Source organism: Blautia sp. ZXY-1-B12, from assembly GCF_056339915.1.
Map to the genome: position 1 here is coordinate 1 of NZ_JBWJVP010000163.1, position 15,021 is coordinate 15,021.

13 protein-coding genes and 1 pseudogene are annotated in these 15,021 nt (G+C 40.6%); 11 read left to right on the top strand and 3 right to left on the bottom strand.

Annotated elements, in window-relative coordinates; genetic code table 11:
• On the bottom strand, window positions 1–1,029 hold a 1,029-nt coding region (locus tag AC075L_RS08270), incomplete at its 3' end, for a leucine-rich repeat domain-containing protein (protein WP_476387536.1).
• A gap of 446 nt (window positions 1,030–1,475) precedes the next feature.
• A complete protein-coding gene (locus AC075L_RS08275; protein WP_009242236.1) occupies window positions 1,476–2,096 on the bottom strand; it encodes a helix-turn-helix domain-containing protein in 621 nt (206 codons plus the stop codon).
• A gap of 526 nt (window positions 2,097–2,622) precedes the next feature.
• Here AC075L_RS08275 and AC075L_RS08280 point away from each other — a divergent pair.
• The 9 genes from AC075L_RS08280 (at window position 2,623) to AC075L_RS08320 (ending at window position 11,768) form a co-directional block, all read left to right on the top strand.
• Window positions 2,623–3,765: an XRE family transcriptional regulator gene (locus tag AC075L_RS08280; protein WP_021361841.1), complete on the top strand. Its 1,143-nt coding sequence runs from the start codon at window positions 2,623–2,625 to the stop codon at window positions 3,763–3,765.
• Window positions 3,758–3,964 carry an excisionase gene (locus tag AC075L_RS08285; protein WP_002341493.1) on the top strand — a complete coding sequence of 69 codons (207 nt, stop codon included), beginning with the start codon at window positions 3,758–3,760 and terminating at the stop codon, window positions 3,962–3,964. The genes AC075L_RS08280 and AC075L_RS08285 overlap by 8 nt, the downstream gene beginning before the upstream one ends.
• A gap of 78 nt (window positions 3,965–4,042) precedes the next feature.
• Complete coding sequence (locus AC075L_RS08290) at window positions 4,043–5,236, top strand: site-specific integrase (RefSeq protein WP_021361840.1); 1,194 nt, start codon at window positions 4,043–4,045, stop codon at window positions 5,234–5,236.
• Window positions 5,237–5,403: 167 nt separating this feature from the next.
• Entirely contained in the window at window positions 5,404–5,865 is a 462-nt protein-coding gene (locus AC075L_RS08295) for a hypothetical protein (RefSeq protein WP_476387537.1), read from the top strand.
• Between the two features lie 13 nt (window positions 5,866–5,878).
• Complete coding sequence (locus AC075L_RS08300) at window positions 5,879–6,628, top strand: hypothetical protein (RefSeq protein ID WP_476387538.1); 750 nt, start codon at window positions 5,879–5,881, stop codon at window positions 6,626–6,628.
• Between the two features lie 232 nt (window positions 6,629–6,860).
• A complete protein-coding gene (pap, locus tag AC075L_RS08305) occupies window positions 6,861–8,339 on the top strand; it encodes a polyphosphate:AMP phosphotransferase (protein ID WP_118669959.1) in 1,479 nt (492 codons plus the stop codon).
• A 20-nt stretch (window positions 8,340–8,359) separates the two neighbouring features.
• The gene (locus AC075L_RS08310; protein WP_008703940.1) at window positions 8,360–9,091 is read left to right on the top strand and encodes a class I SAM-dependent methyltransferase; all 732 of its coding nucleotides are present in this window, start codon (window positions 8,360–8,362) and stop codon (window positions 9,089–9,091) included.
• Window positions 9,092–9,599: 508 nt separating this feature from the next.
• Window positions 9,600–10,445: a S8 family peptidase gene (locus AC075L_RS08315; RefSeq protein ID WP_118669960.1), complete on the top strand. Its 846-nt coding sequence runs from the start codon at window positions 9,600–9,602 to the stop codon at window positions 10,443–10,445.
• Between the two features lie 114 nt (window positions 10,446–10,559).
• A complete protein-coding gene (locus tag AC075L_RS08320; protein WP_055057469.1) occupies window positions 10,560–11,768 on the top strand; it encodes an NADP-dependent isocitrate dehydrogenase in 1,209 nt (402 codons plus the stop codon).
• A 117-nt stretch (window positions 11,769–11,885) separates the two neighbouring features.
• Here the strand turns inward: AC075L_RS08320 and AC075L_RS08325 are convergent.
• Window positions 11,886–13,798: pseudogene (locus AC075L_RS08325) on the bottom strand (ABC-F family ATP-binding cassette domain-containing protein).
• 260 nt (window positions 13,799–14,058) lie between these two features.
• On the opposite strand from AC075L_RS08325, the gene AC075L_RS08330 reads away from it, so the two are divergent.
• Window positions 14,059–14,706: a redox-sensing transcriptional repressor Rex gene (locus tag AC075L_RS08330; protein WP_022380002.1), complete on the top strand. Its 648-nt coding sequence runs from the start codon at window positions 14,059–14,061 to the stop codon at window positions 14,704–14,706.
• Between the two features lie 89 nt (window positions 14,707–14,795).
• Window positions 14,796–15,021: NAD(P)H-hydrate epimerase (locus tag AC075L_RS08335; protein ID WP_476387539.1), on the top strand; the 226-nt coding region annotated here is incomplete at its 3' end.

The window sequence follows — 15,021 nt, forward strand, 5'->3', positions numbered from 1 at the left end:
TTCTAAATTATTGCTTAAATCTAATTTTTTAATAGTTGTATCATGACAAAAAAGGCGTGTCAGTTTTGTGTTTTTTGTTACATCTAATTCAGCTATATTTGTCATATAACATGATAGTTGTTTCAAATTAGGGTTCTTACTTATATCAAGTGTTTTTACTTTTGTATCTCCTATATCTAAAGTGACTAATTGCGGATTATGTGTGACATCAAGTTCCATTAATCCTGTATTGCTACAAGATAGTTGTTCTAAGTTAGGATTGTTTGTTACATCTAAATTGGAAATAGAGGTACTATCTGCAAATAACGTATTCAATTTTTCATTCTTAGATACATCAAGACTGTTAATTGATGTATTATCGCAAACGAAAGCTTCCAAATTCGGATAACGTGTTAAATCAACGCTTCTTACTTTTGAAGAACGACAATCTAATCTTTTTAAAGATGAGTTTTTAACCGGACTTAAGTCTGAAACAGAAGTCGTAGAAACATCTAAAGACTGCAAATTTGTTAGATATTGAATACCCTCTAATGAAGATATCGTTTTCATATCATGCAAGTTTAAGAATTGGGCTTTTGATATTTCATCAACAGATAACACACTATCGCCGTCTTTATCAAATTCTGCAATGATTTGTTCTCTAAATACTTTGTCTGGAAAATGTGCTTCATCAATAGCAATGCTTCCAGCTTTTACTTCTGTATTTTTGCTTGCTTCAACGGTCTTATCTTCGGTAACCACTTCTTTTTCTGGTGTTGCAGGTGTTTCCTGTTTTGTACTTTCTTCTTTTAAAGTTTCTGCATTTTCAGCAGTTTCTTCCTGTTCCTTGTCTGTTATATTCTCTTGTACTTCTGCGTTTTCTGTTTTCTGTTCCACAGGAACTTGCTCTGTCTTGTTTTCTTCTACAACGGCTTCCTGCACAACTTCTGTGTTTTCCTGTGCCATGACAGGAGTAGGAAGCCCTGTAAGTGCAGTTGTTGTTCCAATCATCAATGCGGAACTTACTGCAAGGACTTGTTTTTTCTTCATAGTTTGTTCACTCCTTATTTTTCATAAATTCTTTGCATAGAAAAACGCACAAACTCCCCCTTATAACTGGATAATCTGTGCGTTCTGTTTATTATTGATAGAATTGAAAAAAGGGCAGAATTTACTTGTCTGTCTGTCTGTCTGTCTGTCTGTCTGTCTGTCTGTCGCAAGCGTAACAATGTGTGAACATGACTGTCAACCCTTTCTTTCAAAAAAATTCAATCCTTGCTTCTATACAAAAAACATTATACTGGAAACAAACACCTCTTTCAATCTTTTTATGCGTGCAAGATAAAAAAATTGAGACATCACACTTTTCCTTTTTTCCTCTTGAGTACCCACAACAGAAAAGAAAAAGCCCTGTCAAGAGCTTGCCACCATTGGTGGTGCTTTGCACTCTTGATCGGGCTTTTTGTTTGCTGTATCTTCTCGCAAGAGGAAAAAGATTACTCGTCCTCATCATCAAAATGGTTATTCCTTAATACTTCCCGTAACAGTTCCATATCCTCTTTTGAGTTCGGATTTATCATTTTCACGACTTGATAAGGTGTCCTATATTTATGTCCCTCTATGCTTTCCCCAAACATATCCATACTGTATAAATCATCATAGCGGTCTAGTAATTTTTGAAACTTCAAATGCTGGATAAATTCTTTGATTGGGTAAAGGTCGGACGCTTCAATGCTTTTCCCGTTGATATAGTCTGTAATGTATTCCCGTAACTTTTCCAACTCATATTCCAGCCATTCTTCCTCGCTGTCAAAGAAGTTATCATAGTGTCCGTGTTTCAGTTCTGCATTTAGACGTTCTTCTGTTCTTAAAAACTGACAGACTTCTTTTTCAGACTGATTGACATACTTCCATTCTCCCGATAATAATTCATTCGGCGTTACGTCCAGCACTTCCATTATCTTTTCCAGCGTTTCATAAGCAGGATAGTTCAACCCTCTTTCAATCTTGGAAAGGCTCTGCATATTGATACCGATTTTGTCCGCAAGTTCCTGTTGTTTCATTCCCCTAAATTTTCTTATGGTCTGTATATTATTTCCTAAATGGCTTATTTTCATTGCACAACCCTCCATATCTCGTTATATCTTCACTGTTATAAGTCTATCATGCTTAATATGATTTGTAAAGACAAAAAAAGATATTGACAAATAAGCATATAAGAATTACTATGCTATTGTGAGTGAATAAGCACAATAGCATGAAATACAAAAACATTCAAAAAGAAATACCCATCTGATTAAACCCGTAGATATGAATATTGGTTGAAATGGAACTTGTTAGAAAAGGCAAAACAGGACTTGCTGACAAAGTATTTCTGACACGGTGGCGGAAGCCTCTCAGGCTTACCGCCATGACACCTTGTGTCAAGGGGAAGAAATGCTTTGTCGGCTGGCGAGCCTGCGAGCCTTGACTGTGCCCCCGTTATCTAACAGGGGGGCACTATTTCACAAAAGACAAGTCAAAAACCATACAACCCCAAACCTGTGAGTAGTAATGAGAAGTTTTAAGAAGATAGTAATTTCACATTCTTTTGAATAGTGGTTTACAGGTATTTCAAGGCTGTTGTGGGATTGGAGGAATACAATGAACAATTTAGAATTTGCACTTGAAATGAAGAACAAACGTCTTGCAAGCGGTCTTTCACAAGGAGAACTTGCAAGTCTTACCCATGTATCAAGATATAGTATCAACCGCTTTGAGAACGGAAAAGCCAACGCAAGTAAAGAAACACAGAACATTATCCTGCGTTGTCTGAATTACTATGTCTGTGATAAGCCTTTTTATCTGCTCGTTGATTATCTGTCTGTCCGTTTTCCAACGACTGACGCATTAGAAGTTATCCGAAAGGTGCTTGGCATGAAAGCGGACTATTTTATCCATTATGACTATGGGTATTATGGCTATAAGGAGCATTATGCCTACGGGGAAATCAAGGTCATGGCTTCTGATGATGAACACATGGGTGTATTTTTAGAATTAAAAGGGGCAGGCTCACGCAACATGGAATATGTCTTACAGGCACAGAACAGGGATTGGTATTCATTTTTAAACCGCTGTCTTGACTGTGGCGGTGTTATCCGACGTTTTGACTTGGCAATCAATGATATGTGCGGTCTGCTGGATATTCCCGTTTTGTCTGAAAAATACAAAAATGGCGGTGCGGATTGTCGCTGTAAAAACTATGAAAATGTACAAGGTGGAAAACTAAGCGGAAAAAACCGTAATTTAGCAAGTACCCTTTATATCGGCTCAAAGGCAAGCACAAAATATTTCTGCCTGTATGAAAAACAAAAGGAACAGGCAACCAAAAAGAAACATACGGATATTATCAACCGTTTTGAAATTCGTCTGCGTGATAAAAAGGCAGTACAGGCAGTTGAGGAATTGTTATTGACATATAACCCTCATGGGTTGGTGTTTTACCTTATTACTGATTTTGTGCAATTTCCCGATTATCCGCTGTGGGAGATATTCATTTCCCATGACAGTTTACCTTTTGAAATGAACCCCGTACCTGTCAATATGGAACGCACTCTGCAATGGCTGGAAAGACAGGTCATGCCGTCAATCGTGATGATAGAGGAAATCGACAGGCTGACAGGCTCAAACTACATGAAAATGATTGATGAATGTACCAACCTTTCCGAAAAACAGGAAATGCTTGTAGAACAGATGTGTACGGATATAGCAGATGTAATCGAAAGTGAGGGGGTGTTTTATGAGTAATGCACAGGATATTCCCGTATGGGAAAAATATACCCTTACCATTGAAGAAGCGTCAAAGTATTTCCGTATCGGAGAAAACAAGTTAAGACGCTTAGCAGAGGAAAACAAGGACGCTGGCTGGCTCATTATGAATGGCAACCGCATACAGATTAAACGCCGACAGTTTGAACAGGTTATTGACAAATTGGACGCAATCTAATGCAAATGAGCCTTGTATGTGTTATGATGAACACAAGTCATATCAAGGCTCTTTCCAACAAGGAAAGGAGCAGACACCATGAAAGAAAAAAGACGGGATAGTAAAGGACGTATCCTGCATACTGGAGAGAGCCAACGAACAGACGGGAAATACTTATATAAATATGTAGACGCATTTGGAAACACAAAATATGTGTATGCTTGGAGATTGACACCCACAGACCCGACACCAAAGGAAAAACGGGAAAAACCCTCACTTCGTGAACTGGAACAGCAGATAAGACGGGATATTGAGGACGGTATCGACAGCACAGGCAAGAAAATGACGCTTTGCCAACTCTATGCCAAACAGAACTTACAGAGGGCGAATGTGAAGAAAAGCACACAAAAACAACGGGAACAACTCATGCGGTTATTGAAAGAGGACAAGTTGGGTGCTAGGAGCATTGATGCGATAAAACCCTCTGACGCTAAGGAATGGGCGTTACGCATGAAAGATAAAGGCTTTTCCTATAACACCATTAACAACCATAAACGCTCGTTAAAAGCGTCATTCTATATCGCCATACAAGACGATTGTGTAAGGAAGAACCCTTTTGATTTTAAGTTAAGTGAAGTCCTAGAAAATGATACCAAAGAGAAAGTCGCATTGACAGAGGAACAGGAACAAGCCTTACTCTCATTTATCAAGACAGACAATGTGTATCACAAGCATTATGATGATGTGCTGATACTGTTAAAGACTGGACTTCGTATCTCGGAACTGTGCGGACTGACAGTAGCTGATATTGATTTCAAGAATGAAGTTGTAATTATCGACCACCAGTTACTAAAGAGCAAGGAACAGGGCTATTATATTGAAACGCCTAAGACGAAAAGCGGAATAAGACAAGTGCCATTAAGTAGAGAAACAATACAGGCATTTCAACGGGTTATGAAGAAACGCCCAAAGGCAGAACCATTTGTGATAGACGGACAGAGCAATTTCTTATTTGTCAATCATAAAGGCAAGCCCAAAGTTGCGATTGATTACAACGCCTTATTTGTCCGTATGGTAAAGAAATATAACAAGCACCACAAGGACAATCCCTTGCCACATATCACACCGCATACGCTACGCCATACATTCTGCACAAGACTGGCAAGCAAGAACATGAACCCAAAAGATTTACAGTATATCATGGGACATTCAAACATTAGTATCACAATGAACTGGTACGCTCATGCGTCCATAGATACCGCAAAATCAGAGGTTCAGCGTCTAATCGCATAGAAGTATTTACCACGATTTTAACCACGCTTGATAGCGAAAATATAAGAAGATAGACCTAGATATGTGAGGTTTACCACAAAAGCAAAATGCCCGTAGAGCCTATAAAATAAGGCTTTGCGGACATTTAAGGAGATATAAAAAGATAGTCAAAAAGACATATATAATTTATGAATAAATATATAAACAAACTGGGAATCCAAAAGCAGACTCAATCGCTTACATTCCTTCAGATCATGAGCAAATATCATGTTTTGTTCAGTGCGTGTCTGATAGAAGAATATGGAGATATATTTGAATTTCCGTCAGAGAAACATAAACATGCCATAACCAGTATGCTGTATTTTATTGACGGAAACAGCGATGATATAAATCAGCTGGAAGAAATTTTGGTATTAGACAATAAAAATACTGTCAGATTGAAGAATCTGGCAGCAGTTCTTGCTGTTGGAAATCAGCTTGCAGAATTGAAGAACACAAATCTTGATCTGAATTATGAGGATTTTGATAAGTATAATTCTGAAGAGATTGTTGGCTTTGTTGAAAGAAACGTTGTAAGGAGTATTGCTGTTAAAGATGGTAAACTTGTGATAGAAGCAGGCGGATCAGGATTCGGCATATGCACTGATTGAAAGAAAAGTAAATTTGATCATTAATAATTATGAGAAGATCTTCAGAAGTCTGACTCATGGATCAGGTGATAATACCGGCCTTTTTGGCATTGATTCGATAGAACTCAAATGTGTTTTGTCCGCTGAAAATTCAAAAAAGATCTACCTTAATAAAGAAATTGAAGAATCATGGACAGAAGAGGATATTGAACTTTTCAATAAACTTTCTTTTGAGGAAAGAGTGTTTTATGCTGATTATCTGTCTACAGAGTTTGAAATCACCAAATTTCTTGTGGACTTTGCAAAAACAAATAAAGCAGTACTTGCGGGATTAGAGTATAGAGTAAAATCACCGAAGTCCTTATACAATAAGCTTTATCAGAGAGTAGAGAAGTCTTTTTTTGATTCAATAGCGGATGTTATTCGTTATACAGTGATACTGGAACCGAAAGAATATGTTGAACAGATACGATCTGTGACAGATGCCCTGTATGAGAAAAACTGGAAGATATATTCATTGAAAAATTATTGGGTCAATGACAGTTTTCCATATAATGGCGTAAATACCAAGTTTAAAAACTCACGCAACTATCGTATTGAAATCCAATTCCATACTCAGGAAAGCTTTGATGTGAAAATGAGTGAGGAAGATCATAAACTCTATGAACAAAGAAGAGTGTTAGAACCCGGATGCGATGAGTATAACAGAATATTACAGTTACAGCTGAAATTATATTCTGATATGGAATATCCTGAAAATATTGCGGATTTAGAAAAAATCTGACGCACATCAAGGATATCTGACGCAGGATTTCACGCTCTGATGAGCAGTAACCTGACTGGATTAATATGCATTATTTATATCATACACCTGCTTTACGATAAACAGATTTCATGTTATGATTATTTCAGCTGAATTTGAGATATTCTATTAATGAGAAGGATAACTATTCAACAGCCTCTGACTGTGAGAGTATTGAACAGTTACGAAGAAAAATAAAAGGAGGATCAATGTTATGCTTACAACATGGACTCCGGCACATATGCCGGAAAAAGAGGAAATCAAAACCCGTCTGCAGACAGCGAGAAGTCAGCTCTATGATTTTCAGATGAAAATCAAGGAACATAAGATCCCGGTAATTGTACTCTTTGAAGGCTGGGGATCTTCCGGCAAGGGAAGTACGATCGGAAAAGTCATTAAAAATATTGATCCGCGTTTCTTTAAGGTTGCCACTATGTCAGCTCCCACAGCAGAAGAACTGAGATATCCATTTCTGTATCGCTATTTTAAACAGATTCCGGAAGCCGGAAAATTTACATTTCTGGATTCCGGCTGGATGGAGCAGACTTGTAAAGACTGTCTGTCGGGCGAGATTGAAGGCGAAGGTTATACACAGCGGATTGACAGCATCCGCCGTTTTGAGCGGCAGCTTACAGATAATGGTTATCTGGTGCTGAAATTCTTTATGCAGATTGACAGGGATGAACAGAAGCGGCGTGAAAAATTACTTCTGGATCATAAAGACACCAGATGGCGTGTGTCAGACTTTGATAAATGGCAGAATGAACATTACAAAAAATGTGCAAAAATATTTTCTCAGTATCTGTCTGACACGAATGCTTCCTCTGCACCATGGTACATCATAGATGCCAGTGACAGAAAATGGGCGGAACTTCAGGTGCTGGAGACTATGGTAAGCAATATTGAAGTTGCCATGCAGAATCAGGCACATTCCGTTCCGATTTTGCAGAATGTATTTCCTCTGGAGCAGATTCCCCGTCTGTCGGATATTGATCTGAGAGATAAAACAATGGATGACGAGGAGTACAGGGGAGAACTGAAACAGCTCCAGAGTAAACTGGGGGAACTCCATAATAAACTGTACAGGAGACGTATTCCTGTGATCATCACGTATGAAGGCTGGGATGCGGCAGGCAAAGGAGGTAACATTAAACGTATTACAGAAGCTCTGGATCCCCGGGGGTATGAAGTACATCCGATCGCAAGTCCGGAACCACATGAGAAGGCCAGACATTATTTATGGCGTTTCTGGACAAGACTTCCGAAAAATGGTCATATCGCTATTTTTGACAGAACCTGGTATGGCAGAGTCATGGTAGAACGTCTGGAGGGATTTTGCAGTGAAAATGACTGGAAACGTGCTTACAACGAAATGAATGAGTTTGAGAAAGAACTTAAAGACTGGGGTGCGGTCATTATTAAATTCTGGGTACAGATCGATAAGGATACACAGCTGGAGCGTTTTCAGGAGAGACAGAATAATCCGGAGAAACAATGGAAGATCACAGATGAGGACTGGAGAAACAGAGAGAAATGGGATGCCTATGAAGTGGCTGTAAATGAGATGCTTCAGAAGACAAATACTTCCTTTGCACCATGGCATGTACTGGAATCTGTTGACAAGAAATATGCCCGTATTAAAGCACTCAAAATTGTGATCGCTGAAATAGAAAAAGCATTAAAAGAAAATTAAATTTTGCGGGAAATGTGTAAATGAATGATAAGATAACGGTCTGCCTGGGTAAGGGCGGGCAAAGAGAAATGGCAGAATCTTTTGCCAGAAAGAACAATGTTCCGATTATGGACAAACCGGGAGAACATCTGACAGTAATGTTTGACTCCCGGGGCGTATCACTTACCGGCTATGGTCTGACATATCAGGGAGATTTTGAAGGAATGCTGCACAGAGTTACAAACGGAAGACTTTCCCATGAAATGCTGGTACGTGCGGTCAAAACTGAGGGAGAACATCTGAAAGCAATTGATGCCACTGCAGGCATGGGGGAGGATGGTTTCCTTCTTGCAGCATATGGCTATGAGGTGACATTATACGAACAGAATCCGGTGATCGCCGCACTTTTGAAGGATGCGCTCCGGCGTGCCAGAAAGCATCCCGTATTAAAAGACATTGCTTCCAGAATGAAACTGGTAGAGGGTGACAGTGTGTCATGTATGGAGAAACTTATGGATCCGGTAGATGTGATCTATCTTGATCCCATGTTCCCGAAGAGACAGAAATCCGGTCTGATAAATAAAAAACTTCAGCTGATCCAGAAACTTGAACCTCCATGTTCTGAGGAAAAAGATCTTTTTGATGCAGCTATCAAAGCCGGACCTTCCAGAATTATCGTAAAACGTCCTCTTAAGAGCGTCTGTCTTGATGGAAGAGAGCCTTCTTATATATTAAAAGGAAAAGCAATACGATATGACTGTTATGTGATGTAGAAGGTTTATCAGCACATTGCAGCAGCCCTTTATTTTTGAGGGCTGCTGCAATGTGTTTTTTTCCATTCCCGGATAAATTCCATTTGTTCCTGATCGGAGATTTCCTGGGAGGCAGCGTCATTTCCGGCAGCTACACAGCAGAGCAGGACGAAGGTCTGAAAGAGTAAAAATACCAGTATCAATAATAATGCAGTCATAATTTGTCTCCTTAATATTATGCAGATGGTTACAGTTATTTTATGAAATTGCTATAAGGATATTTTTCGGGATTTCTGTAACAGATTCTGTATATGCCTGTTGTTTTGCATATCAGAAGTATCTGCATATCATGGAAGCTTTATACATTTTATTTACAGAAAAACGGAGATATGACAGGAGAAACTGTCGGACACAAAAATATAATCTTCCGAATAATTTAAAGTAAGACGCAGATGTTCATTGTCTTTGCAGCGACCTGATGAACAGTTGCGGTAAGATTTCATTATCCAGATGATTCGGAGGATTTTTTATGAAGAATTCAGATGATTCCGGATATACAGGAAAGCACGTGGGTGTGTGTGTTCTGGATACCGGGATTTTTCCTCATATAGATTTTACAGGGAGAATACTTGCGTTTCAAGATTTCATCGGACATCGTATCAGACCTTATGATGATAATTCTCATGGAACCCATGTATGTGGGATCATTGGCGGTGACGGAAGGGCTTCGGAAGGACGGATTAGAGGAATTGCCCCGGGTTGTGGGCTTATCGTTCTGAAGGTGCTTGATAGAACGGGAAATGGCAGGAAAGAAGATGTTTTGCAGGCTTTTCGCTGGATTCTGGAGAATAAGAGATATTATGGAATACGTGTAGTGAATATCTCGGTGGGAACAACCTGCAGGAGAGCAGAAGATCACAGAGTTCTGATTGCGGGTGTGGAACAACTTTGGGATGCAGGTCTGGTGGTAGTGGCTGCGGCAGGAAATCAGGGACCGAAGGCAGGAAGTGTGACAGCACCGGGAAGCAGCCGGAAGATTATCACAGTAGGCTCCAGCGATCTGCTTACAGGACGGACTGCCATATCCGGCAGGGGACCTACCTTTGAGTGTGTTTGTAAACCGGATCTGGTTGCGCCCGGGAATCATGTTCTTGCCTGTACACCGGGAGCAGATAACGGATATGGAGTGAAAAGTGGTACTTCTATGTCTACACCTCTGGTTGCAGGGGCAGCAGCACTGATGCTTGAGAAGAATCCGGAACTGACTAATGTTCAGATCAAGATGAAACTGAAAGAAAGTGCCAGGGATATGGGACTGCCAAAGAATCAGCAGGGATGGGGAGAGCTGGATCTGGAACGCTTTATGGAACTGTAATCAGTATCCTTTTATTTCGCAAAATATTGCTTTAGTGTATAAAAGCATTGACGAACGGTCTGTTTTCGGCTATCATGATAATTAACTGGATAAGAGCCAAAGAGGAGGATTAACATGAAAAAAATTCAGATGCAGACACCACTTGTGGAGATGGATGGAGATGAGATGACCAGAATTCTCTGGAAAATTATCAAAGATGAACTTCTTCTTCCGTATATTGATTTGAACACTGAGTATTATGACCTTGGTCTGGAATACAGAAATGAAACGGATGATCAGGTAACTGTTGATGCAGCAGAGGCTACAAAGAAGTACGGCGTTGCAGTGAAATGTGCCACTATCACTCCTAATAAGGCAAGAATGGAAGAGTATACCTTAAAGAAAATGTACAAGAGTCCTAACGGAACGATTCGTGCAATTCTCGACGGAACTGTTTTTCGTGCCCCAATCGTAGTGAAGGGTATTGAACCATGTGTTAAGAACTGGAAGAAACCGATCACCATCGCACGTCATGCCTATGGTGATGTGTATAAGAACACAGAGATGTATATTGACGGCCCCGGAGATGCTTATCTGGTATTTGAAGGTGCAGACGGACAGCAGAGAAAAGAGCTGATCCATCATTATGAGGGACCGGGTGTGCTTCAGGGTATGCACAATCTGGATGATTCTATCACAAGTTTTGCAAGATGCTGTTTTAATTATGCGCTGGATACAAAACAGAACCTGTGGCTTGGCGGCAAGGATACGATCTCCAAGATTTATGACGGACGTTTTAAGGAAATCTTTGCAACTATTTATGAGGATGAGTTTAAGGAGAAATTCGAGGCAGCAGGCATTGAATATTTCTACAGCCTGATCGATGATATCGTAGCTCGTGTCATGAAGGCTGAAGGCGGATTTATCTGGGCCTGCAAGAACTATGATGGAGATGTTATGAGTGATATGGTTTCTTCGGCATTTGGTTCTCTGGCTATGATGACATCTGTACTGGTATCTCCACAGGGATATTACGAATATGAAGCTGCTCATGGAACTGTACAGAGACATTATTATCGCTATCTGAAAGGTGAGGAGACATCTACTAACTCTGTAGCAACTATTTTTGCATGGACCGGAGCTCTGAGAAAAAGAGGTGAGCTGGACGACAATAAAGAATTGATGGAATTTGCTGATAAACTGGAGAAGGCGACTCTGGAGACGATTGAAAGCGGTAAGATGACAAAAGACCTTGCGCTGATCACTTCTCTTGAGGATGTGACAGTACTGAACAGCAAAGATTTCATCCTTGCCATCAGAGAGAGACTGGATGAAATTTTATAATGTCAGAAATTATCCGGTAATGTTTCTATAACATTATAAAGTTCTCCGGGCAGGGATCACACTGCAGCAGAGAAACCTGTAAAAAGTTATAAACTGCGGAAATGGGAAGAACCTGCATTATGCAAGTTCTTCCCATTTTTCATATAATCCTTCTAATTCTTCGGTAATGGCGGCTTTCTCTTTGCTAAGTTTCGCACATTCTGCCACATTTGTGCAGATATCCGGGAGAATCATGGTTTCGTCGATCTCTTTATCTCTGGTCTCAAGTTCTTCAATGCGGGCTTCTACTTTTTTTAGTTCATTCTCTCGTTTTCGCTGGCGGGCCTGTTCTTCTTTCTGCTGCTGCCAGGAAAGCTTGTTATCAGAAGCCTGCTTTGCTTCTGTCACAGCCTGAGCGGCAGCCGGAGCATATTTTTCTGTCAGCTCTTCTTTTTTCTCCAGATAATAGTCGTAATCTCCGATATAATTTACAATTGCCTGATTGGTCAGATCCAGGATCCGGGTAGCTGTCTGGTTGATGAAGTAACGGTCGTGGGAAACATAGAATACTGTTCCTGTGTAACTGTTCAATGCCTCTTCAAGAATCTCTTTTGAAGCGATATCCAGATGGTTGGTGGGCTCATCGAGGATCAGAAAGTTTGCTTCGGACAGCATCAGCTTGGCGAGGGAAACACGACCTCTTTCTCCACCGGACAGAGCGGAGATCAGTTTGAATACGTCATCCCCTGTGAAAAGGAATGCTGCCAGCATATTTCGAATTTCTGTTTCCGTAAGTGTGGGATAAGCATCTGAGATTTCCTCAAAAATAGTTTTCTCCATATGAAGAACATGGTGTTCCTGGTCATAGTAGCCAATCTGTACCTTGGAACCAAGAGTAAATCTGCCGCTGTCTGCGTCGATCAGCCCATTGATGATCTTTAACATGGTGGTTTTGCCTGTGCCGTTATTGCCAATCAGGGCTACACGTTCTCCACGCTTGATCTCAAAGGAGATGTCACTGAAAAGTGTCCCTGTCCGGGAAAAGATTTGGAAAGACTTTCCACAGTAAGGACATCATTTCCGCTGACAAATCTTGGTTCCAGGGAAATGCGCATCTGATTCTGAATCTCCTGTGGTTTATCAATGCGCTGGACTTTATCCAGCATTTTCTCGCGGCTTTCCGCACGTTTGATGGATTTCTCGCGGTTAAAGGATTTCAGCTTGGCAATGACTGCTTCCTGATGTTTGATATCCCGCTGCTGGTTCAGGTAGGCTTTGTACTGGGCGTCACGCAGCTGGGCTTTTTTCAAGGCATAGGCAGAATAGTTGCCACTGTACATACGCATATTTCCTGCTTCGATTTCCACAACTTTTGTTACGACTTTGTCAAGAAAGTAACGGTCGTGGGATACGATAAATACAGCACCCGGGTAATTCAGAAGATAGGTTTCCAGCCAGGAAATACTCTCCATATCCAGATGGTTGGTAGGCTCATCCAGAAGAAGAATGTCAGGGCTGGCAAGAAGCAGTTTACCCAGAGCTACGCGGGTTTTCTGGCCGCCTGAAAGAGTTTCTATCTGGCGTTCGAAATCTTCTTCTGTGAAACCAAGACCTTTTAATACACCCATGATCTCACTTTTGTAAGCGTAACCATTTTCCAGTTCAAACTGGTGACTCAGTCTTGTGTAAGTATTCATCAGGCTGTCCAGAGCATCTCCGGTGGTGGTTTTCATTTCCTGTTCCAGAGAGCGCAGACGGTTCTCCATATCAATAATGTGCTGTTTGGTGGAAATCAGTTCTTCGTAAATGGTATGATGGCCATGAATGTCCTGATACTGGGCAAGGTAGCCGATATTTTTATCTTTGGCAAGTACCACGTTTCCTGAATCCGGGGAGAGCTCATGCATAATGATTCGCAGCAGAGTCGTCTTGCCTGCACCGTTATTGCCGATGAGAGCTGCCTTTTCGCGATCTTCTATATGGAAACTGGCATCCTTGAGAATGATTTTTTCGCCAAAGGATTTACAGATATTCTGACATGATAAAATCATAGGAATTCCTCCGTTTGTAATTTGTCCGCGTACTATTATAATCGAAAATGCCTGTTTTTGAAAGCATTTTAAGAGATTTTGTCAAGGGAAAAGAAAGCACCGGATGGATGCATGGAAGAAAATATGATATTCCGGGGAATTTTTCAGAATGAAATTGATAAAAAAATACAGAAATATTTGGTCAAAAAGTACAAATTTAATTTGACAATAAAATAACATCTGGGTATAATTGACATAGATAAGCTAAGGAGGGAAAATTTGTGGAAGCTAAGGAAATTTCGAAAGCGGTAATCAAGCGTTTGCCGCGGTACTACCGCTACCTCGGTGAATTGATGGAGGAGAATGTAGAGCGTATATCTTCAAATGATCTTAGCAAGAAGATGCATGTGACGGCTTCCCAGATTCGTCAGGACTTAAATAATTTCGGTGGTTTTGGTCAGCAGGGTTACGGCTATAATGTACGCTATTTGTATACAGAAATCGGTAAGATCCTTGGGCTGGATACTGTACATCCGATGATTATTCTGGGTGCCGGTAATCTGGGACAGGCATTGGCCAATTATGTGGATTTTGAAAAGCGCGGATTTAAGCTGGTTGGTATTTTTGACGTCAATCCTGTACTTGAGGGGATTGCAGTTCGTGGAATTGAGATTCAGATGTTGAGCGATCTTCCTTTGTTTCTGAAGGAGAATGAGGTTGAGATCGCGATCCTGACTCTTCCTAAAAATAAAGCCAAAGAGATGGCAAAGATTTTAATTGATAATGGAATTAAGGCAATCTGGAATTTTGCACATATTGATCTGGATGCCCCGGAGGATGTAATGGTAGAGAACGTACATCTTTCAGAGAGTCTTATGACTTTGTCCTATAACCTGAGTGAGTACAGAAAGGAACATGAAGGGATGTAAGGGATAACTGTGAAACACAAGGCTGTGGTCATCTGATCACAGCTTTTCTCTTGCATGTAAATGTGTTATTGTAAACAGGAGGTGAACAGATGAGAGAGATTGTAACTGCTGTTGAGATGAAAGAACTGGATCATAATACGATTCAGAAAGCCGGGATATCGTCTCCGGTACTTATGGAGAGGGCAGCATTAAAGACGGTTGAGGAGATTGTACAGAGATTAAAGAATAAAGAAAAAGAGAAAATCCTTGTGGTCTGCGGAACCGGCAACAATGGCGGAGACGGATTGGCAATTGCCAGACTGCTTCAGTTGAGAG

What these genes read in the sequence shown, in the direction of transcription:
- AC075L_RS08275 (WP_009242236.1), bottom strand. Translation starts at nt 2,096, where the DNA reads ATGAAAATAAGCCATTTAGGAAATAATATACAGACCATAAGAAAATTT.
- AC075L_RS08280 (WP_021361841.1), top strand. Translation starts at nt 2,623, where the DNA reads ATGAACAATTTAGAATTTGCACTTGAAATGAAGAACAAACGTCTTGCA.
- AC075L_RS08285 (WP_002341493.1), top strand. Translation starts at nt 3,758, where the DNA reads ATGAGTAATGCACAGGATATTCCCGTATGGGAAAAATATACCCTTACC.
- AC075L_RS08290 (WP_021361840.1), top strand. Translation starts at nt 4,043, where the DNA reads ATGAAAGAAAAAAGACGGGATAGTAAAGGACGTATCCTGCATACTGGA.
- AC075L_RS08295 (WP_476387537.1), top strand. Translation starts at nt 5,404, where the DNA reads ATGAATAAATATATAAACAAACTGGGAATCCAAAAGCAGACTCAATCG.
- pap (WP_118669959.1), top strand. Translation starts at nt 6,861, where the DNA reads ATGCTTACAACATGGACTCCGGCACATATGCCGGAAAAAGAGGAAATC.
- AC075L_RS08310 (WP_008703940.1), top strand. Translation starts at nt 8,360, where the DNA reads ATGAATGATAAGATAACGGTCTGCCTGGGTAAGGGCGGGCAAAGAGAA.
- AC075L_RS08315 (WP_118669960.1), top strand. Translation starts at nt 9,600, where the DNA reads ATGAAGAATTCAGATGATTCCGGATATACAGGAAAGCACGTGGGTGTG.
- AC075L_RS08320 (WP_055057469.1), top strand. Translation starts at nt 10,560, where the DNA reads ATGAAAAAAATTCAGATGCAGACACCACTTGTGGAGATGGATGGAGAT.